This window comes from Aequorivita sp. CRS11 (assembly GCF_059693805.1).
The window spans coordinates 1-18230 of the sequence record NZ_JCATIG010000011.1 but is presented as its reverse complement, the minus strand read 5'-3'; the positions used below and the strand labels follow the sequence as shown (position 1 = coordinate 18230).

At 38.6% G+C, this 18230-nt stretch carries 18 protein-coding genes and 2 tRNA genes; 8 read left to right on the top strand and 12 right to left on the bottom strand.

All coding sequences use genetic code 11. The features are described 5' to 3' along the window. Positions 1-32: 32 nt before the first annotated feature. The 3 genes from AC58DT_RS14470 to AC58DT_RS14460 form a co-directional block, all read right to left on the bottom strand. Entirely contained in the window at positions 33-932 is a 900-nt protein-coding gene (locus AC58DT_RS14470) for a MerR family transcriptional regulator (protein WP_497217521.1), read from the bottom strand. 95 nt (positions 933-1027) lie between these two features. Then, positions 1028-1110, bottom strand: a tRNA-Leu gene (locus tag AC58DT_RS14465). Positions 1111-1194: 84 nt separating this feature from the next. After that, positions 1195-1267, bottom strand: a tRNA-Lys gene (locus AC58DT_RS14460). 204 nt (positions 1268-1471) lie between these two features. On the opposite strand from AC58DT_RS14460, the gene AC58DT_RS14455 reads away from it, so the two are divergent. Further along, positions 1472-1993, top strand: a complete 522-nt coding sequence (locus AC58DT_RS14455) for a shikimate kinase (RefSeq protein WP_497217520.1) — start codon at positions 1472-1474, stop codon at positions 1991-1993. Here the strand turns inward: AC58DT_RS14455 and AC58DT_RS14450 are convergent. Together AC58DT_RS14450 and AC58DT_RS14445 are read right to left on the bottom strand one after the other, a co-directional pair. Next, entirely contained in the window at positions 1985-2488 is a 504-nt protein-coding gene (locus tag AC58DT_RS14450; RefSeq protein WP_497217519.1) for a phosphoribosyltransferase family protein, read from the bottom strand. The genes AC58DT_RS14455 and AC58DT_RS14450 overlap by 9 nt on opposite strands. A gap of 22 nt (positions 2489-2510) precedes the next feature. Beyond that, on the bottom strand, positions 2511-2900 hold the full coding sequence (locus AC58DT_RS14445) for an RNA-binding S4 domain-containing protein (RefSeq protein WP_062622642.1): 390 nt from the start codon (positions 2898-2900) through the stop codon (positions 2511-2513). Between the two features lie 80 nt (positions 2901-2980). On the opposite strand from AC58DT_RS14445, the gene AC58DT_RS14440 reads away from it, so the two are divergent. After that, positions 2981-3898, top strand: a complete 918-nt coding sequence (locus AC58DT_RS14440; RefSeq protein WP_497217518.1) for an FKBP-type peptidyl-prolyl cis-trans isomerase — start codon at positions 2981-2983, stop codon at positions 3896-3898. A gap of 76 nt (positions 3899-3974) precedes the next feature. On the opposite strand, the gene AC58DT_RS14435 is transcribed toward AC58DT_RS14440, so the two are convergent. Next, the gene (locus AC58DT_RS14435) at positions 3975-4928 is read right to left on the bottom strand and encodes a transketolase family protein (protein ID WP_497217517.1); all 954 of its coding nucleotides are present in this window, start codon (positions 4926-4928) and stop codon (positions 3975-3977) included. A 110-nt stretch (positions 4929-5038) separates the two neighbouring features. Further along, positions 5039-5884 carry a transketolase gene (locus AC58DT_RS14430; protein ID WP_497217516.1) on the bottom strand — a complete coding sequence of 282 codons (846 nt, stop codon included), beginning with the start codon at positions 5882-5884 and terminating at the stop codon, positions 5039-5041. Positions 5885-6059: 175 nt separating this feature from the next. Here AC58DT_RS14430 and tgt point away from each other — a divergent pair, with 175 nt between their 5' ends. From tgt to AC58DT_RS14400, 6 genes are all read left to right on the top strand, one after another. Continuing rightward, positions 6060-7190 (top strand): tRNA guanosine(34) transglycosylase Tgt, encoded by a 1131-nt coding sequence (tgt, locus tag AC58DT_RS14425; protein ID WP_497217515.1) that lies wholly within the window; start codon positions 6060-6062, stop codon positions 7188-7190. 1 nt (position 7191) lies between these two features. After that, complete coding sequence (locus tag AC58DT_RS14420; protein WP_497217514.1) at positions 7192-8271, top strand: LptF/LptG family permease; 1080 nt, start codon at positions 7192-7194, stop codon at positions 8269-8271. Next, positions 8258-9160: a DMT family transporter gene (locus AC58DT_RS14415; protein ID WP_497217513.1), complete on the top strand. Its 903-nt coding sequence runs from the start codon at positions 8258-8260 to the stop codon at positions 9158-9160. The genes AC58DT_RS14420 and AC58DT_RS14415 overlap by 14 nt, the downstream gene beginning before the upstream one ends. 51 nt (positions 9161-9211) lie before the next feature. Further along, a complete protein-coding gene (locus AC58DT_RS14410) occupies positions 9212-10165 on the top strand; it encodes an acetyl-CoA carboxylase carboxyltransferase subunit alpha (RefSeq protein ID WP_497217562.1) in 954 nt (317 codons plus the stop codon). Between the two features lie 168 nt (positions 10166-10333). Then, positions 10334-11887 (top strand): replicative DNA helicase, encoded by a 1554-nt coding sequence (gene dnaB / locus AC58DT_RS14405; protein WP_497217512.1) that lies wholly within the window; start codon positions 10334-10336, stop codon positions 11885-11887. 46 nt (positions 11888-11933) lie between these two features. After that, entirely contained in the window at positions 11934-13193 is a 1260-nt protein-coding gene (locus tag AC58DT_RS14400; RefSeq protein WP_497217511.1) for an asparagine synthetase B, read from the top strand. A 20-nt stretch (positions 13194-13213) separates the two neighbouring features. On the opposite strand, the gene AC58DT_RS14395 is transcribed toward AC58DT_RS14400, so the two are convergent. The 5 genes from AC58DT_RS14395 to thrS all read right to left on the bottom strand — a co-directional run bounded on the left by AC58DT_RS14395 (position 13214) and on the right by thrS (position 17529). Further along, positions 13214-14161, bottom strand: coding sequence for an OmpA family protein (locus tag AC58DT_RS14395; RefSeq protein ID WP_497217510.1), 948 nt, complete (start codon positions 14159-14161; stop codon positions 13214-13216). Positions 14162-14269: 108 nt separating this feature from the next. Beyond that, on the bottom strand, positions 14270-14614 hold the full coding sequence (gene rplT / locus AC58DT_RS14390) for a 50S ribosomal protein L20 (protein WP_045081426.1): 345 nt from the start codon (positions 14612-14614) through the stop codon (positions 14270-14272). Between the two features lie 133 nt (positions 14615-14747). Further along, positions 14748-14945: a 50S ribosomal protein L35 gene (gene rpmI, locus AC58DT_RS14385; RefSeq protein ID WP_202335524.1), complete on the bottom strand. Its 198-nt coding sequence runs from the start codon at positions 14943-14945 to the stop codon at positions 14748-14750. Between the two features lie 66 nt (positions 14946-15011). Further along, positions 15012-15524 (bottom strand): translation initiation factor IF-3, encoded by a 513-nt coding sequence (gene infC / locus AC58DT_RS14380; protein WP_262896523.1) that lies wholly within the window; start codon positions 15522-15524, stop codon positions 15012-15014. Positions 15525-15582: 58 nt separating this feature from the next. After that, positions 15583-17529 (bottom strand): threonine--tRNA ligase, encoded by a 1947-nt coding sequence (thrS, locus tag AC58DT_RS14375; protein ID WP_497217509.1) that lies wholly within the window; start codon positions 17527-17529, stop codon positions 15583-15585. Between the last annotated feature and the right edge of the window lie 701 nt (positions 17530-18230).

Sequence of the window (18230 nt, the reverse complement as noted above, 5' to 3'; positions counted from 1 at the left end):
CGGGCTTAAAGGATTTTTTAAAAGACTTATGTTTAGTAGGTTGACAGCTTTTCAATATGATCTGTAAACTGCTTAATGTCCCTAAAAAACTTTACACTTTTTGTGTTTTTATTACTCTTTTCGGCTTTGTCGCCCAATACCCAGAGTTCGCACGAACCTTTCGCACTGACTTCATCTTGAAAATCTGTAAGATACTTTTTAAGGTTATCATTTTCTGGGCGGACCGTGAAATAGGTAACAAAAATTATTTTAGTTTTTGTTTTTAAGACATGCTTTAAGCTTTCCAAAGGAATATTTGGACCTAAAAAAATTGTGTTGTAACCAGCTGAGATTAGTTCATAATTTGCGTATAGCAAGCTAATTTCATGGATTTCCTGATAAGGAAGATAAAGGGTGAACAATTGAGCTTTTTCAGAATTGCTTGTTTTCCGTTTGGACGTATGGCTTATAATGGAGTGTTTTATCTTTTCGGATATGAAATGCTCGTGTGAAGGATCAATGGTGCCAGAGTGCCACAGAACTCCCATTTCATTGAGTAATGGTACAAATATTTCAGCAAAAACTTCACTGAACGATTTTTTTTCCAAAAGTTTTTCCAAAGTAGCATCAAAAAGTTCTCCGTCAAACTCAAACATCGCCGACTTAAAAATATTTAGCATATATTCAGAATCAAGACCATTGATGTTTTTTTTAATCAATTCTTGAATCTGTACATTATTTAAGCTTGCAATTTTTGATATTTTGTGCCCGGCATTGTATAAATAGGCAACATTCAATAACTTCTTGAGGTTGTCTAGATCGTACTTTCTAATGTTGGTATCGGTACGGTCCGGTTCAAGAAGATTGTACCTTTTCTCCCAGATTCTGATTGTATGGGCTTTTACGTTTGAGAGATTTTCAAGATCCTTTATGCCAAATTGTGTTTTGACCACTGAATTACCGTTTAGTTTTAGCTTGTGAATGTACTAAAAAGAAGTGAATTTGTTTAGATAAATGTAAAATTCACTAAACATATTGGGAAAAAATGTACCCGGGATGGGACTTGAACCCACACGCCCAAAGGACACATGGCCCTCAACCATGCCTGTCTACCAATTCCAGCACCCGGGTGGATACTCATTTTCACCTAAGCGTTTAAAACAAATTAAGAAGTGTTTTAAACAAAAAAAGTTAAACCGAGGGCTTAACTTTTTGTGACCTGGCTGGGGCTCGAACCCAGGACCACCTCCTTAAAAGGGAGGTGCTCTACCAACTGAGCTACCAGGTCTTCCTTATTGCGGGTGCAAATATACTATCATTAAATGAAATTTTCAAAACGAAAATGAATTAAATTTGAGGAAAATCTAAAACCTTTGAAATACAGGGGCTCACAAATGAATTTTTTATTTCAAAAGCTGCATTTGGATAAATAATCAACAAAATATAGGAGAATGTTACACCATATTTTGAGAATTTCGTAATTTGAAAACCTATGAAAATCATCTTAGTTGGATACATGGGAAGCGGAAAATCTTCCATAGGAAAAAAAGTTGCGGAAGTTTTGAGGCTACCTTTTAAGGATATGGATTCTGAAATTGAAAAAGCTGAGGGGATTTCTGTATCCAAAATATTTTCAGAAAAGGGAGAGGTCTATTTCAGAAAAGTGGAAAACAAAATATTGAAGGAACTTCTGAAATACCCCAACAGCTTCGTTTTGGCAACAGGGGGTGGAACCCCGTGTTATTCAGATACGATTGAATTTATTCAAAAACAGGAAGATACCGTTTCAGTGCATTTAAAAATTCCGATAGATATTCTGGTTTCCCGATTGTTTTCAGAAAAGGCAGAAAGACCCCTGATAGCTCACTTAGGTTCTGAAGATGAACTTGAAGATTTCATTAGAAAACACCTATTCGAGAGGGCATTCTATTATAATCAGGCAGATTTGATTATTGAAGTTGGACCGGAAAGTGTAGCTGAAACTGTTGAAAAAATAATTTTGAAGTTATTCTAATACCGCTCTGTCGTTATTTTTCTCAAATATCACAGAAACGTTTTCGTTTAGCGAGGTTGAAAGCGAAATGCCTTTAAAATCAGCTTTTACAGGATACTTTTTATGGTTTCTGTCAACAAGAACTGCTGTCTTGAATTGTTTTAATGGTACTTCCAGAAAATGTTTCACACCATAAATTAAAGTGGTTCCTGAATGGAGCACATCGTCAACAAGGAGTAATGATTTATTTTTGTATTCTTCCTCTTTCAATGAGGTTTTTATTGGGTTGGTAGGGTTCTTTTTATCAATTATCACTTCACAAAGAATCACTTTTATAGGAGAGATTTTCTCGACTTCAATTTTAAGTTTCTTTGCTAACACAAAACCATTGGTCATAATGCCTGCAATCACCACCTCTTTTTCATCTACATTCGTTTCGTAGATTTGATAGGCAATTCGCTTTATTTTATGGGCAATCTGTTTTTTGTCCAGAATGATAGTATTTATTTCTTGCATTTGTTATTTTTTTCAAATATAGTTATAACGCCTCATTTTCATCATCTGTAGATTCGGTAAAATCATCCAAATCTCTCCTGTCCTTTTTTGTGGGTCTGCCAACTCCTTTTTTACGGTAATAGGTTTTTGCGTATTGCAGCATTTCATTGGTTTCAAATGCCTCTTTGGGAGTTGTGTCTTTTCTATATAAATCTACCAATTTGGCGCCAACTCTACTCTCAGGCAGATCAAGAACTTCCAATTCATAATTAATTTGGTTTTTCCGAAGGTTTATAGTATCGCCCGGATAAACGTCTCTGGAAGGTTTTACAATATCACCATTAACACGTACAGAACCTTTTTTGCATGCCTGAGTAGCCATATTTCTGGTTTTTAAATACCGAACTGCCCATATATATTTATCAATCCTCATAATTATTATGCCCAAAACAACGTTAATGTAGTGTGCAAAAATAACGGAAAATTGTATCTTGCGCCCACAAAACCTGGATGATGATTAAAATAAAATACGCTTGCGGCTTGATGATTGGGCTGCTATTTATTACTACTTCTTGTAAAAAAGATGATGATGTTGTTGAAGTTATTCCGCCACGTGACCGTGGACCTGAGGCTTTAAGAGCGCAAGAGGAAATTGAAGAATTTTTGGAAACGCATTTTTACAATTACGAAGATTTTGAGACGGATCCCGAAAATTTTAAAATAAAGTTTGATACAATAGCAGGAGATAATGCTTCAAAAACTCCTTTGATGGGGCAGGTAGATTTTATTAAGGTTAAGGACGTAGTGGATACTGATGTCGAATATAAGCTTTACTATTTGAATGTACGTGATGGTGGTGGCGAAAAGCCGCATTTCGCCGATTATACCATAAACACCTATGAGGGAAGGTTAATGAATCTTGATTTGTTTGACAGTTCCGTGATTCCAGTTAGATTTAACCTAGTAGATACGCCAACGAGTTCTGGAATCATAAGAGGATTGCAGCAAGCAATTATCCAATTTAGAGGTGCATCCAATGTTATTTCTAATCCTGATGGCACACTTACTTTCGAAAATTACGGTATTGGTGCAGTATTTATACCCTCCGGTTTGGCTTATTATCAGTATCCTCCACCCACTGGGGGATTGAATGCCTACGACCAACTTATTTTCTCTTTTGAATTATTTGAGTCTGAAGTAGCTGATCATGACGAAGATGGAATACCATCTTATATGGAGGATCTTAATGAGGACGGCTTTTTGCTGAATGATAATACGGACGGTGCAGGTGCGGTAAATTATTTAGATGATGATGATGATGGTGATGGCCGTTTAACTAAATATGAAATAGAAATAGACGGCAATGGAAATATAACCTTTCCTGATGTTGATGGGGATGGTATTCCAGATTATTTAGATTCTGACAGTTAAAAAAAAATAATAAAAGATAACAAAAAGCCCGATTCCTTTACGAATCGGGCTTTTTTATAATTAATTACTTTATAGATTATTTGCGGGCAATAACCTTTTTTACAGCATTTACAATTGCCGAAGCATTCAAGCCGTATTTATCCATCAATTGCTCGGGAGTTCCGGATTCCCCAAAAGTATCCTGCGTTGCAACAAATTCTTGCGGAGCGGGATGGTGCGTAGCTAATACACGCGCCACACTTTCGCCCAAACCACCTAAGAAGTTGTGTTCTTCGGCAGTTATTACACAGCCTGTTTTTTTCACGCTTTTCAGAATTGCTTCGTCGTCCAAAGGCTTTATAGTGTGTATGTTAATTACATCGGCAGTAATTCCGTTTTCGTTTAAAGTTTCCGCAGCTTGCAAAGCTTCCCAAACCAAATGGCCGGTGGCAATAATAGTTACATCAATTCCTTCCTGCAATTGAACCGCCTTTCCTATTTGAAAATTCTGGTCTGCAGGAGTGAAGTTTGCAACCTTCGGTCTTCCAAAACGCAAATAAACAGGGCCTTCAAAATCTGCAATTGCAATTGTTGCAGCTTTTGTTTGGTTATAATCGCAGGTATTGATTACCGTCATTCCCGGAAGCATCTTCATCAATCCGATATCTTCCAAAATTTGGTGCGTAGCGCCATCTTCACCCAAAGTAATCCCAGCGTGTGAAGCGCATATTTTTACGTTTTTTCCGCTGTAAGCAACACTTTGACGAATTTGGTCATAAACCCTTCCCGTAGAAAAATTCGCGAAAGTTCCGGTGAAGGGAATCTTCCCGCCAATGGTCATTCCCGCAGCAATGCCTATCATATTTGCTTCGGCTATACCCACTTGAAAGAAGCGCTCTGGATGGTTATCCTTAAACTCGTCCATTTTAAGCGAACCCGTAAGATCTGCACAAAGTGCAACGACATCTTTGTTTTTCTTTCCAAGTTCCGTGAGCCCGTCCCCGAAACCTGAACGTGTATCTTTTTTGCCTGTATCTGTATATTTTTTCATAAGCCTCCCCAACCCCTCCAAAGGAGGAGCTTATAATGGGTTGTATTTAAATTTTTAGTTTCATTTAGAGTTTTAAGTTCCCCTCCCTTCGGGAGGGGTTAGGGGTGGGCCTAATAATCTCCCAAGGTTACAGGGTTTTGTGAAAGCGCCGTTTCCAACTGCTGGTCATTTGGTGCTTTTCCGTGCCAATCGTGGGTATGCATCATAAAATCAACGCCATTGCCCATTACGGTATGTAGCAAAACACAAACGGGTTTTCCATTGCCTGTTTTTTCTTTCGCTTTTTTCATTCCCGAAACGATAGCTTTTAGGTCATTTCCTTTTTCAATATCCATCACATCCCAACCGAAAGCTTTAAATTTTGCTTTCAAATTTCCGAGGGGAAGTACATTTTTAGTAGCTCCGTCAATCTGCTGGCCGTTTAAATCAACGGTTACAATCAGGTTGTCCACATTATTTCCCGCAGCATACATGATTGCTTCCCAATTTTGACCTTCCTGTAATTCGCCATCGCCACAAAGTGTGTAGATTAAATGTTTGTCTTTGTTGAGCTTTTTAGTGAGTGCGGCCCCAATAGAAGCAGAAATGCCCTGACCCAAGGAGCCCGAGGCAATCCGAACACCCGGTAAACCTTCGTGCGTTGTTGGATGGCCCTGTAAACGCGAATTTAAAAGACGGAAGGTGTTCAGTTCTTCCACGGGGAAATAGCCCGCCCGTGCCAAAACACTGTAGAAAACAGGTGAAATATGTCCGTTTGAAAGGAAGAAGAGATCTTCACCAATGCCGTTCAGTGTGAAATTTTCATTGCGTTCCATCAATTCGTTGTAGAGTGCCACGAAAAATTCAGTACACCCAAGTGAGCCGCCGGGATGCCCAGAATTCACTTTGTGTACCTGCCTTAAAATATCTCTTCGGACCTGAACCACCAAATCCTCAAGTGCTTTGTAATCTGCCATAATGTGTTTTAATTTTCAGTGTCAAAAGTACGGTATTCGGCAGGCTGTTCAAAGAGTAAACAAATGGTTTTATTAACGATTTGAGGGTTTTGTTAACATGCTGCTCAATTCTGAATTCATAATTCCCAATTCAGAATTATAAAGTTATCTTTGCCACCTCAATAAAAATTGCTGAATGCACTTTAAATTAGAAGCTACAGATTTACAAAGCAGCGCCCGCGCTGGAACCATAACCACAGATCACGGAGTGATTGAAACTCCTATCTTTATGCCCGTGGGCACGGTTGGCACCGTAAAGGGTGTGCATCAGCGTGAATTAAGGGAAGATATAAACCCAGACGTCATTCTTGGAAATACCTATCATTTGTATTTAAGGCCACAAATGCCTGTTCTAGAAAAAGCTGGCGGACTTCATAAATTTATGAATTGGGATCGAAATATTTTAACGGATAGTGGTGGCTACCAAGTATATTCGCTTTCAGCAAATAGAAAAATCAAGGAGGAAGGGGTAAAATTCAAGAGCCATATTGACGGGAGTTATCACGTTTTTACGCCTGAAAACGTAATGGAAATACAACGCACCATAGGTGCCGATATCATTATGGCTTTTGATGAATGTGCGCCATACCCTTGCGATTTTAACTATGCAAAACGTTCTATGCACATGACACATCGATGGCTGGACCGCTGTATAAAACATTTGAAAAAAACACCCTTAAAGTATGATTATGGACAGACTTTTTTTCCAATAGTGCAAGGAAGTACTTATAAAGATTTAAGAAAGCAATCTGCTGAATATATTGCTTCGGTTGGAGCTGAAGGCAACGCCATTGGCGGACTTTCGGTTGGAGAACCCGCTGAGGAAATGTACGAAATGACAGCAATAGTAACTGAAGTTCTCCCAAAGGAAAAACCGCGTTATTTGATGGGCGTAGGAACACCGGTAAATATTTTGGAAAATATTGCGTTGGGAATAGATATGTTCGACTGCGTAATGCCAACACGAAACGGCAGGAATGGGATGCTTTTCACTTCCGAAGGAATTATCAATATAAAAAACAAAAAGTGGGAAGCAGATCTTTCTGTAATAGACCCGATGGGGATTACTTGGGTAGATACCGAATATAACAAAGCATATCTCCGCCATTTGTTTACCGTAAACGAAATGCTGGGAAGGCAAATAGCCACCATCCACAATCTGGGATTCTATTTATGGTTGGTTCGCGAGGCGAGAAAACATATATTAGCAGGTGATTTTGCCGAATGGAAAAACGGCATGGTAAAGAAACTGGATCAAAGACTATAACATGCTCCGCATTCTCGACAGGTACATATTAAAGAAATACTTAGGCACTTTTTCGCTCCTGTTATTGCTTTTTATACCTATTGGAATCACAGTCCATCTTGCTGAGAAGATTGATAAAATTCTGGAAAACGAAGTGCCGTTGATGGAGGTTCTTATCTATTTGTACAACTTCACCATTTACTTTGCCAATCTGCTTTTTCCGCTGTTCCTTTTTCTTTCTGTAATTTGGTTTACCTCAAAATTAGCTAACAATACGGAGGTTATTGCGTTTTTGAGCAGTGGCGTTTCTTATTATCGTTTTCTTCGACCATACATAATTGGCGCTACCATAGTCTGCATAGCGGCGCTTGTTTTTAGTATGTACTTGGCGCCTAAGGCCAGCAAGGGTTTTAATGAATTTTCCTATAATTATTTAAAAAAAGGAAAACAAGATAGGGACCAAAGCAACGTCTATACACAGATAAATGACAACGATTATATTTACGTTAGCTATTTCAACGTAACCGATAAAATAGGAAGCAACTTTACTTTGGAACATTTTGAAGGCAATAAAATGACCTATAAAATTTCCGCAGCGCAGATAAAATATAACGAAGCTGATAGCACATATTCATTGTTTCATTATAACAAAAGAAAAATAGGGGAATTTGATGATGTTTTGGAAAGCAAGCCAAAGCTCGATACCGTTTTTTCTTTTGACCTTGAAGATTTAACGCCGGTAACCTACATTGCTGAAACACTGAATTTTACAGAGCTGAACGATTTCATTAAAAAGGAAAAGGCACGCGGTTCTTCTTATATAAACAGATATGAAGTAGTTCGGTACAAACGGTGGAGTTTGCCGGTTTCTGCATATATTTTAACCATAATTGCCGTAGCCGTTTCCTCTGTAAAAAGGCGTGGCGGTATGGGGCTGAACCTAGCCATTGGTATTGGTATCGGGATGGTTTTTGTTTTCTTCGACAAAATTTTTGGCACTATGGCAGAGCAAAGTGATTTTTCTCCTTTCGTAGCCACTTGGTTTCCGAACTTTGTTTTCGGAATATTGGCAATCTATCTTTTAAGAAATGCGAAACGATAAGCTCCTCAATTATCTGCACCTACATTTTATAGTATTTATCTGGGGTTTCACCGCTGTTCTGGGCGCTTTGATTTCGTTGGAAGCCATTCCATTGGTTTGGTACAGAATGTTGCTGGCTGCAGGTTTTGTCTTTCTCTTTTTGCTTTTCAAAAAAGAAAATTTAAGGTTTTCGATGAAAACATTGGGCAAATTTTGCTTCGCCGGTATTCTTATTGCCGTGCATTGGCTCACTTTCTTTGGCGCGATCAAAGCCTCGAATGTTTCGGTAACGCTTGCAGTGCTCTCAACGGGAGCTTTTTTTGCATCATTGTTGGAACCGCTTCTCTACGGAAGAAAAATAATTTTATACGAAGTATTGTTCGGACTTATTGTAGTAGTGGGACTTTACATAATTTTCGACGTGGAAGCTTCCTATACCTTAGGCATTATTTTGGCGCTTATTTCAGCATTTTTGAGTGCGCTTTTTTCTGTAATCAATGGCAAATTTGTGTTGGAGCATAAAGCTTCGGCAATTTCATTTTATGAATTGCTATTTGGTGTTATTGGAATCAGTATTTATCTCGCATTCGCAGGAAAATTCACTACGGAATTTTTCACCGTTTCAGCCCACGACTGGGTTTATTTAATAATTCTCGCGTCGGCCTGTACCGCATATGCTTTCATAGCGTCCATTCATGTTATGAAATGGATAAGTCCCTACACTGTTATGCTTACCATAAATATGGAACCTGTGTATGGTATTATTTTGGCGCTAATCGTTTTGGGAGATTCTGAAAATATGAGTCCACAGTTTTATTACGGCGCGGCTATTATATTGTTAACGGTAATTGCCAACGGAATCATTAAAATTACCCAAGAAAGAAAACGAAGAAGATTGCATAACACCTAAAACAAAATTTTATCTTTGTACACCAACCTTTACAAAAAGAAGGAAAAAATTATGGAATATCTTGATTTTGAACTCCCTATAAAAGAATTGCAGGAACAATACGAGAAAGCATGTCTAATTGGCGAAGAAAGCGATGTAGATGTGACCAATACCTGTAAACAGATTGAAAAAAAGCTAAAAGAAACCAAAAAGGAAATTTATAAAAACCTTACGCCTTGGCAGCGCGTGCAGCTTTCACGGCACCCAGACCGTCCGTACACAATGGATTATATTAAAGCCATCTGTGGCGATTCCTTTTTGGAACTTCACGGCGACCGAAGTTTTAAGGACGATAAGGCGATGGTCGGGGGCCTTGGAAAAATCGGCGATCAGAGTTATATGTTCGTGGGCCAGCAAAAAGGTTATAATACAAAAACCCGGCAATTCAGAAATTTTGGAATGGCAAACCCTGAAGGTTACAGAAAAGCTTTGCGATTAATGAAATCTGCTGAAAAATTTAATGTGCCCGTAGTTTGTTTTGTGGATACTCCCGGAGCTTTCCCCGGTTTGGAGGCAGAAGAAAGGGGACAAGGGGAAGCCATTGCCCGTAACATTTTGGAAATGACACGCTTAAAAGTACCTATTATTGTTGTGATCATTGGAGAGGGAGCAAGTGGAGGCGCTTTGGGAATAGGTGTTGGTGACAAAGTGTTGATGCTCGAAAACACTTGGTACTCCGTAATCTCCCCCGAAAGCTGTTCTTCTATTTTATGGAGAAGTTGGGAATTTAAAGAACAGGCCGCCGAGGCCTTAAAGCTTACAGCAACAGACATGAAAAAACTTAAGCTCATTGATGAAATTGTAAAGGAACCAATAGGTGGTGCCCATAGCGACCGTGAGAAAACTTTTACAACGGTGGCAAGCACCATTGAAAAGTCATATGCTACCTTAAAAATGTTATCCCCAACCGATTTGGTTAAAAAACGGATGGAAAAATATTTGGAAATGGGCGAGTTTAAAAGTTAAAACTAACAATAGCTTATCTTACCGTAAATCCGATGCGAAAGCCTCGGATTTTTTTACGGGTTATCAACAATATTTCGCAGTTTTCAACAATTCAATTGTTGAAGAATGGTTAATATAGTAAGACAAAAAACAATACATTTCTCTTAACATTTTCTTTACATTCGCTTCATGGAAAAAATCAAACCTCAAACCAGTTTTTCAACCCGCTCTTCGCAGGTCATATCGCTTGAAAAGGGCAAAATACCGCCACAAGCTATTGATTTAGAAGAAGTTGTGCTCGGAGCTTTGATGATTGACAAAAAAGGGGTTGATGAAGTAATAGATATTCTACACCCCGAAGTTTTCTATAAACAAGCACACCAACACATCTTTGAAGCTATTCACGATCTGTTTGAAGATAGCCAGCCTGTAGACTTATTAACCGTTTCAACACAACTTAAGAAGCAGGGCAAAATCGAACTCGTTGGCGGAGAGTTTTATTTGATACAATTGACGCAAAAAGTGTCCTCTTCGGCACATATTGAATTCCATGCGCGCATTATTCTTCAAAAATATATTCAACGAAGTTTGATTAAAATTTCAAACGAAATTATTGAGGATTCCTATAATGAAGGAACCGACGTTTTTGATCTTCTGGATAATGCTGAGGCAAAATTATACGAAGTTACACAGGGTAATATTAAGCGGTCATCAGAAACTGCCCAGAATCTTGTAATTCAAGCGAAGAAACGAATCGAGGAAATAGCCAATAAAGAAGGACTTTCCGGAGTTCCTTCAGGTTTTACTAAGGTTGATAAATTAACTTCCGGCTGGCAGCCAAGTGATTTGATTATTATTGCCGCTCGTCCGGGTATGGGTAAAACAGCCTTGACGCTTTCCATGGCGCGGAATATCGCGGTGGAGCACAACATTCCCGTAGCGTTTTTCTCTTTGGAAATGTCTTCGGTACAGCTCATTACCCGTTTGATTTCTTCCGAAACACAATTGAGTTCCGAGAAATTACGTACCGGAAACCTTGAAAAACATGAGTGGGAACAACTGAATGTAAAGGTAAAAGGGCTTGAAAAAGCGCCTCTTTTTATAGATGATACACCTTCGCTTTCCATTTTTGATTTACGCGCCAAAGCGAGAAGGCTTTCATCCCAACACGGCATCAAACTTATAATTGTGGATTATCTACAATTGATGACCGCCGGTGGAAGCCAAAAAGGAGGGAACCGAGAGCAGGAAATATCTACCATTTCCCGAAACCTAAAAGCATTGGCAAAGGAATTAAACATTCCAGTAATTGCACTTTCGCAGCTTTCACGTGCCGTTGAAACCCGTGGGGGAAGCAAGCGCCCTTTACTTTCCGACCTGCGTGAATCTGGTGCGATTGAGCAGGATGCAGATATCGTTTCCTTCATTTACCGTCCCGAATATTACAAGATTGATGAGTGGGACGATGAAGAGCACACCCCAACGGCAGGACAGGCGGAGTTTATTGTTGCTAAGCACCGTAACGGTGGTCTGGATGAAATCCGTTTGAAGTTTATCGGCCATCTCGGTAAATTTGAAAGTCTTGCAGATTACGAAATGCCAACGGAAATCCATTCCCGAATGAACGATGCAGCAAATGACGATACTTTCAAAACGAAGAATCTGCCTTCGCCCAACGAAGCCTTCGGAAGTTCAATGAACGATGATTTTTCTATTGAGGAGGATAATGACGTGCCTTTTTAATACTCCATAGATACTTTGGCTTAAAAATTGTCGTTATCTTCGCACGATGCAACGTTTCATTTTTCTAATATTTATATTGCTTTTTTCTTTAAAAGCTTCAGCTTCATACATCCTTATTCCAATGGATGCCGATAGCCAAAAAGAACATCTAAAAGCTTACGGAATTACCTATTGGGTATTGGAAAAACAACAAAAAGTAAAGTGGTTGCTGAACTATCGCGGTGGTTCTTTTTTGATGCCAGATTCCCCTGAAATTCAGAAGGAATGCCAGATTCGCGGAGTTTCTTTTGAAGTGATTTCCGATAGCAAAACCGAACAAATTCTTACCGACATAAGTAGTCCTTCAAAAAATATGGATGCCGTGGTTCTTGAAAAAGCTCCAAAAATCGCAGTCTATTCCCCAAAAGGAAACCTTCCGTGGGACGATGCCGTGACTATGGTTTTAACGTATGCCGAAATTCCATATACCGTAATTTATGACGAGGAGGTAATGGCCGACCAACTTATTCTTTACGATTGGCTTCACTTGCACCATGAAGATTTTACGGGGCAATACGGCAAGTTTTATCGCGCCTATCGTTCGGCACCATGGTATATTGAAGAAAAGGCTAAAGCCGAAGCGCTTGCTGCAAAAATGGGTTACAATAAAGTTTCTGAAGCAAAATTGGATGTTGCCAAAAAAATCCGTGATTATGTTATAGGGGGGGGGTTTATGTTTGCAATGTGTAGCGCTACTGATAGTTTTGACATTGCTCTTTCCGCCGAAGGGGTTGATATTTGTGAACCCATGTTTGATGGTGATCCAAGCGATCCGGGTTACCAAAGTAAAATAGATTACAATAAAACTTTTGCTTTTAAGGATTTTATTCTGGAACGTAGTCCGATGGTCTATGAATTTTCCAGTATTGATATGACCGAAAAACGTAGAATTGCTAAGGAAAGTGATTATTTTACATTAATGGATTATTCCGCAAAGTGGGACCCAATCCCGACGATGCTTAACCAAAATCATACTGCTTTGGTAAAAGGATTTATGGGGCAAACAACTTCTTTTGACCCTGATGAAATTAAAAGTAATGTTTTAATTATGGGCGAAAACAAAAGCAATGGCGAAGCACGATACATTCACGGAATAAAAGGAAAGGGTTTCTTTACTTTTTACGGTGGTCACGACCCCGAGGATTATCAGCATAGAGTAGGGGATGCAAAAACGGAATTGGCATTACACCCAAATTCCCCGGGCTACAGACTAATTTTGAATAATGTTTTATTCCCAGCGGCAAAAAAGAAAAAGCAGAAAACCTAAATCTTACAAAGTCCTCAAACCTATTCCCTAGAAAGACTTTCGTAATAATCCTTTGGCGGTAAAACTGTAATTTCCACCCTTCTGTTTTGATGTTTGTTTTCTTCAGTATCGTTCGGAAAACGAGGTTTGCTTTCGCCATACGGTTTTATCTCGAATTCATATAACGAGTCTTCCCCAAAAATTTCAATTAATCTATTTTTTACTGAAATACATCTATTTTCAGAAAGCAACATATTTGAATTATCGTCACCATCACTATCGGTGTGGCCTTCCACCAATATGGTTGCCTTATCTACTTGACGAATGGATTCTGCCAGAGAATCGAGACTTTGTTTTGCGTTTTCCTTTAATTCATATTTGGCAACATCAAAAAGAACATCTGCGTTAATTGTAAGTTTGATTACGCTATTTATAGCTCCAATGGCGTCTATATCTGCCCCGGCACTTTTGCTTTTGCAAAGGTCTTTTAAATCGGTAATCTTGAGAAAATAGAAAACGGTTTCGGTATCAATTCCTTCTTTGCTTAAATCTATGGAGGACTTTCCACCCGCAATTTTTCCGGCATATATCCAATCTGTGCCATTTTGTGAAATCTCGACTTTGGCGGGCTCTTTGGAAGGACCAACTTCGAAAAGATAAAGATCATCGCCCGGAAGATTCATAAAACCATTGTCTGTAAATTCTACGGTTAAACTTCCTCCACAGCCCAGTGAAATAAAGTTAGGCGTTTGGTAATTTTTATAGTTTGGTTCGTGAAGGCACTGTAAACTATCCCTATATTTCTGAATGGGTGGTGGCGTGCCAACCTTATATTCAATGAGTTTATCTGCAAAGGAAATTTTTCCCAAGGGAAGATAGATAGATTCGTACCTGTCAATTCTGTATAGTTTTCCAGTTCCTTTTTGGGCGAAAAGAAAACTTTCCGATGCAAAGAGCAAAATGAAAAGAAGAAGTCTGGAGCGAGGCATCGATCTATTTTTAACGAAGATAATGAAACTTATTCAGTTGAATTTTTTGCATAAAAAAACCGCCTCATTGCTGAAGCGGTCTTTAGGCGAAATAATATAGTTAATGTCTTATTTTACTTGTTTTACGATTGCGGCAAAAGCCTCTGGGTGGTTCATAGCCAAATCTGCCAAAACCTTACGGTTAAGTTCGATTCCACTGTTTTTTAAACTTCCCATAAACTGTGAATAAGACATTCCATGCTGTCTTGCGCCCGCGTTGATACGGGTGATCCAAAGGGATCTGAAATTTCTCTTTTTTGCACGACGGTCACGGTATGAATAAAGCATTGCTTTGTCCACAGCGTTTTTAGCAACCGTCCATACGTTTTTACGTCTTCCAAAGTAACCTTTGGCTTGTTTAAGAACCTTTTTTCTGCGGGCTCTCTTCGCAACTGAATTTACTGATCTTGGCATAATTTTAATTTTTTTGTAGCAGGCGGTCGATAATCAACACTTGTTTTAAAACTTCTTAAATCAACAATCGTTAATCTAAAATCGTTTTGGCACTACTCCAGGGTTTAAATACTTGTTTTAACCGGTTAGGCTTTTACTTCATTCGAAGCATTAGCTTAACATTAGGCTCGTCGGCCTTGTCCACCAACCCATCATGGGTCAATGCAAGTTTGCGTTTTTTGCTTTTCTTTGTTAAGATGTGGCTTTTAAACGCATGCTTTCTTTTAATCTTACCTGTACCTGTAAGCTTAAAACGCTTCTTGGCACTGGATTTTGTTTTTTGTTTCGGCATGTTTCCTACTTTTTATTTATTACTTCGCTTTATTGTGAACTTCAATTTCTTTTAAAAAATGAAGTATTATTTCTTTTTAGGGGCAATGAACATAATCATTCGCTTGCCTTCCAATTTTGGCATTTGCTCCACTTTTCCGAATTCCTCAAGATCCCGGGCAAGACGCAAAAGCAAAATTTCACCTTGGTCTTTGTAAATGATGGAACGTCCTTTAAAGAAAACATATGCTTTCAGTTTAGAACCTTCCTGCAAAAACTTTTCGCCGTGTTTCTTTTTGAACTCGTAATCGTGATCATCGGTATTTGGCCCGAACCTGATTTCCTTAATGGTAACTTTGGTTGCTTTGGCCTTAAGTGCCTTTTCACGCTTTTTTTGTTCGTAAACAAACTTTTTATAGTCTATTACTTTACAAACTGGCGGGTTTGCGTTTGGTGAAATTTCCACAAGATCGAGTTCTTGCTCTTCAGCAATTTCACGTGCTTTTTTTAAAGGATAAACTCCTATTTCAACATTGTCTCCCACAAGGCGAACTTCTTCAGCACGAATCTTTCCGTTGATTCTGTGTTGATCTTCCTTAATTATCCTTGCAGGTCCTCTACTTCTTTTTCTTCGTATTGCTATGGCTTACTAATTTTAGTTAAACATTAAATTCTTTCGATTCGTCTTTTACTGCTTGTTGAATCAATTCTGAAAAGGCTTTTGGCGTCATTGTGCCTAAATCACCTTCACCGTGTTTACGTACAGAAACCGTTCCATCTTTTTCTTCCTGCTCGCCAACAATCAACATATATGGGATTTTGTTCATTTCAGCCTCCCTAATTTTTTTGCCAATTGTCTCGTTTCTATTGTCTACAAGGGCGCGAATTTCGTCATTTTCAAGCAAATTTAAAACTTTTTGTGAGTATTTTTCATATTTTTCACTTAATGATAATATACTCACCTGTTCTGGCATCAACCAAAGGGGGAAATTCCCGCCAGTATGTTCCAATAAAATTGCTACAAAACGTTCCATACTTCCGAAGGGTGCTCGGTGGATCATTACCGGACGGTGGGTCTCGTTATCACTGCCTTTGTATTCCAACTCAAAACGTTCAGGAAGGTTATAATCTACTTGAATTGTACCTAACTGCCAACTTCTTCCAAGCGCGTCTTTTACCATAAAATCCAGTTTGGGACCATAGAAAGCAGCTTCGCCATATTCAACTTTATAATCCAGCCCTTTTGCTTCGGCTGCATTTATGATTGCTTTTTCGGCTTTTTCCCAATTTTCAAGACTTCCAATATACTTTTCGGGCTTTTCAGGGTCGCGTAAAGAAACTTGAGTATAAAAATTTTCGAAACCTAAAGAACCGAAAACATATAAAACCAAATCAATTACTTTTTTGAACTCATCGTCCAATTGATCTGGCGTACAAAATATGTGTGCATCATCTTGTGTAAAACCGCGAACACGTGTTAAACCGTGCAATTCGCCACTTTGTTCATAGCGATAAACTGTTCCGAATTCAGCAAAACGCTTCGGCAAATCCTTATAAGACCAAGGTTTGCTATTGTATATTTCACAATGATGTGGGCAGTTCATGGGTTTCAATAGAAACTCTTCACCCTCGTTTGGCGTTTTTATGGGTTGAAAGCTATCAGCGCCATATTTAGCATAATGTCCAGAAGTTACATAAAGTTCTTTTTGACCAATATGAGGAGTGACAACCATTTCATAACTAGCTTTTTTCTGAGCTTTCTTCAAAAAGTTTTCAAGTCTTTCGCGAAGCGCAGCACCTTTTGGCAACCAAAGTGGAAGTCCTTGCCCAACTTTTTGTGAAAATGTGAAAAGCTCAAGCTCCTTTCCAAGTTTTCTGTGATCGCGTTGTTTGGCTTGTTCCAGTAATTCAAGATATTCGGTTAAATCTTTCTGTTTCGGAAAACTGATTCCGTAGATACGCGTAAGCTGTTTATTCTTTTCATCACCGCGCCAATATGCTCCGGCAATACTCATCAACTTTACAGCTTTTACGATTCCTGTATTTGGAATGTGGCCACCGCGACACAGATCAGTAAACGTATCGTGGTCGCAGAAAGTAATTGTTCCGTCTTCCAGGTTTTCAATCAATTCAACTTTATACTCATTGCCTTGCTTTTTATAATAATCCAAAGCATCAGCTTTTGAAGATTCACGTAATGAAAATTCGTGTTTTCCTCGAGCTATCTCAAGCATTTTATCCTCAACTTCTTTTAGATCTTTTTCCGAAATGGTTTTATCGCCAAAATCCACATCGTAATAAAACCCATTTTCAATAGCTGGGCCAATGGTTAATTTAATTCCAGGATACAATTGCTCCAATGCTTGCGCGAGTATATGTGCGGAAGAATGCCAAAACGCTTTTTTTCCCTCGTCGTTATTCCATGTATATAGTACCAATCTTCCATCCTCAGTTAATGGGGTGGTAGATTCAATCGTTACATCATTAAAGGATGCCGAAATCACGTTTCGCGCAAATCCTTCGCTAATACTTTTGGCTACGTCCATAGGCGTAACTCCTGCATCAAAATGCTTTACACTTCCATCTGGTAGGGTAATGGCTATCATATACTGAAAAATTTTAGGGTGCAAAGATACTATTAGTTTCGGCGGTTTGCAATATACTGTTTATCGATTATTGAGATTTTTTGAGCGTTCCCATTAATCGTTTTGCGGTTATCGGCCAGGCTTTCACTACTCGCTTCCATATGCGCTAAAATAGCTTATTGCGAGAGCTCAAACATACCGTTCAATCCTTAACGCGGCCACATCATCATAAATAGTATATATATTAAGGTAAAGAGAGGGTGTGAATTTATTTTTCAAGCTAAGTTATCTCTTTTCAAACCCTTACTTAATGATTGAAAAAATAATTCAAAATAAATATCAATTAAGTTTGTGGGATTGAAAAAGCAATCTATATTTGCACCCGCTTAAAAGAACAAATAGAAACGTTCAGCAAAGCAAAAACAACGTTCTTAAAAATTTTTGAAATATTTTTTAAAAAGTATTGCAGGATTAAAAAAGAGTTGTACATTTGCACCCGCTAAAACAATGAGTGACTATAAAACACGATTTGAAAGCGAGCAAAAAAAGAAACATAAGTTCATTGAGATATTGAAATTGACAGCGTAGATTGGCTATCGAAAGGTAGTTGGTCAACAAAGAAAACTAAACTAAGTGAGAATCCCGAGATTTTTTTGAGAGTCGGGCTCTTTTGGTGTATGGTCGCAATATTATTGAAGATTATACGATGAAGAGTTTGATCC

Bases quoted from the DNA above. Each gene is read 5' to 3' on its own strand.
- dnaB (WP_497217512.1), top strand. From the start codon at position 10,334: ATGGAAAAAATCAAACCTCAAACCAGTTTTTCAACCCGCTCTTCGCAG.
- AC58DT_RS14400 (WP_497217511.1), top strand. From the start codon at position 11,934: ATGCAACGTTTCATTTTTCTAATATTTATATTGCTTTTTTCTTTAAAA.
- AC58DT_RS14395 (WP_497217510.1), bottom strand. From the start codon at position 14,161: ATGCCTCGCTCCAGACTTCTTCTTTTCATTTTGCTCTTTGCATCGGAA.
- AC58DT_RS14420 (WP_497217514.1), top strand. From the start codon at position 7,192: ATGCTCCGCATTCTCGACAGGTACATATTAAAGAAATACTTAGGCACT.
- rplT (WP_045081426.1), bottom strand. From the start codon at position 14,614: ATGCCAAGATCAGTAAATTCAGTTGCGAAGAGAGCCCGCAGAAAAAAG.
- AC58DT_RS14430 (WP_497217516.1), bottom strand. From the start codon at position 5,884: ATGGCAGATTACAAAGCACTTGAGGATTTGGTGGTTCAGGTCCGAAGA.
- AC58DT_RS14445 (WP_062622642.1), bottom strand. From the start codon at position 2,900: ATGAGGATTGATAAATATATATGGGCAGTTCGGTATTTAAAAACCAGA.
- thrS (WP_497217509.1), bottom strand. From the start codon at position 17,529: ATGATAGCCATTACCCTACCAGATGGAAGTGTAAAGCATTTTGATGCA.
- rpmI (WP_202335524.1), bottom strand. From the start codon at position 14,945: ATGCCGAAACAAAAAACAAAATCCAGTGCCAAGAAGCGTTTTAAGCTT.
- AC58DT_RS14410 (WP_497217562.1), top strand. From the start codon at position 9,212: ATGGAATATCTTGATTTTGAACTCCCTATAAAAGAATTGCAGGAACAA.
- AC58DT_RS14440 (WP_497217518.1), top strand. From the start codon at position 2,981: ATGATTAAAATAAAATACGCTTGCGGCTTGATGATTGGGCTGCTATTT.
- AC58DT_RS14455 (WP_497217520.1), top strand. From the start codon at position 1,472: ATGAAAATCATCTTAGTTGGATACATGGGAAGCGGAAAATCTTCCATA.
- tgt (WP_497217515.1), top strand. From the start codon at position 6,060: ATGCACTTTAAATTAGAAGCTACAGATTTACAAAGCAGCGCCCGCGCT.
- AC58DT_RS14415 (WP_497217513.1), top strand. From the start codon at position 8,258: ATGCGAAACGATAAGCTCCTCAATTATCTGCACCTACATTTTATAGTA.
- AC58DT_RS14435 (WP_497217517.1), bottom strand. From the start codon at position 4,928: ATGAAAAAATATACAGATACAGGCAAAAAAGATACACGTTCAGGTTTC.
- AC58DT_RS14450 (WP_497217519.1), bottom strand. From the start codon at position 2,488: ATGCAAGAAATAAATACTATCATTCTGGACAAAAAACAGATTGCCCAT.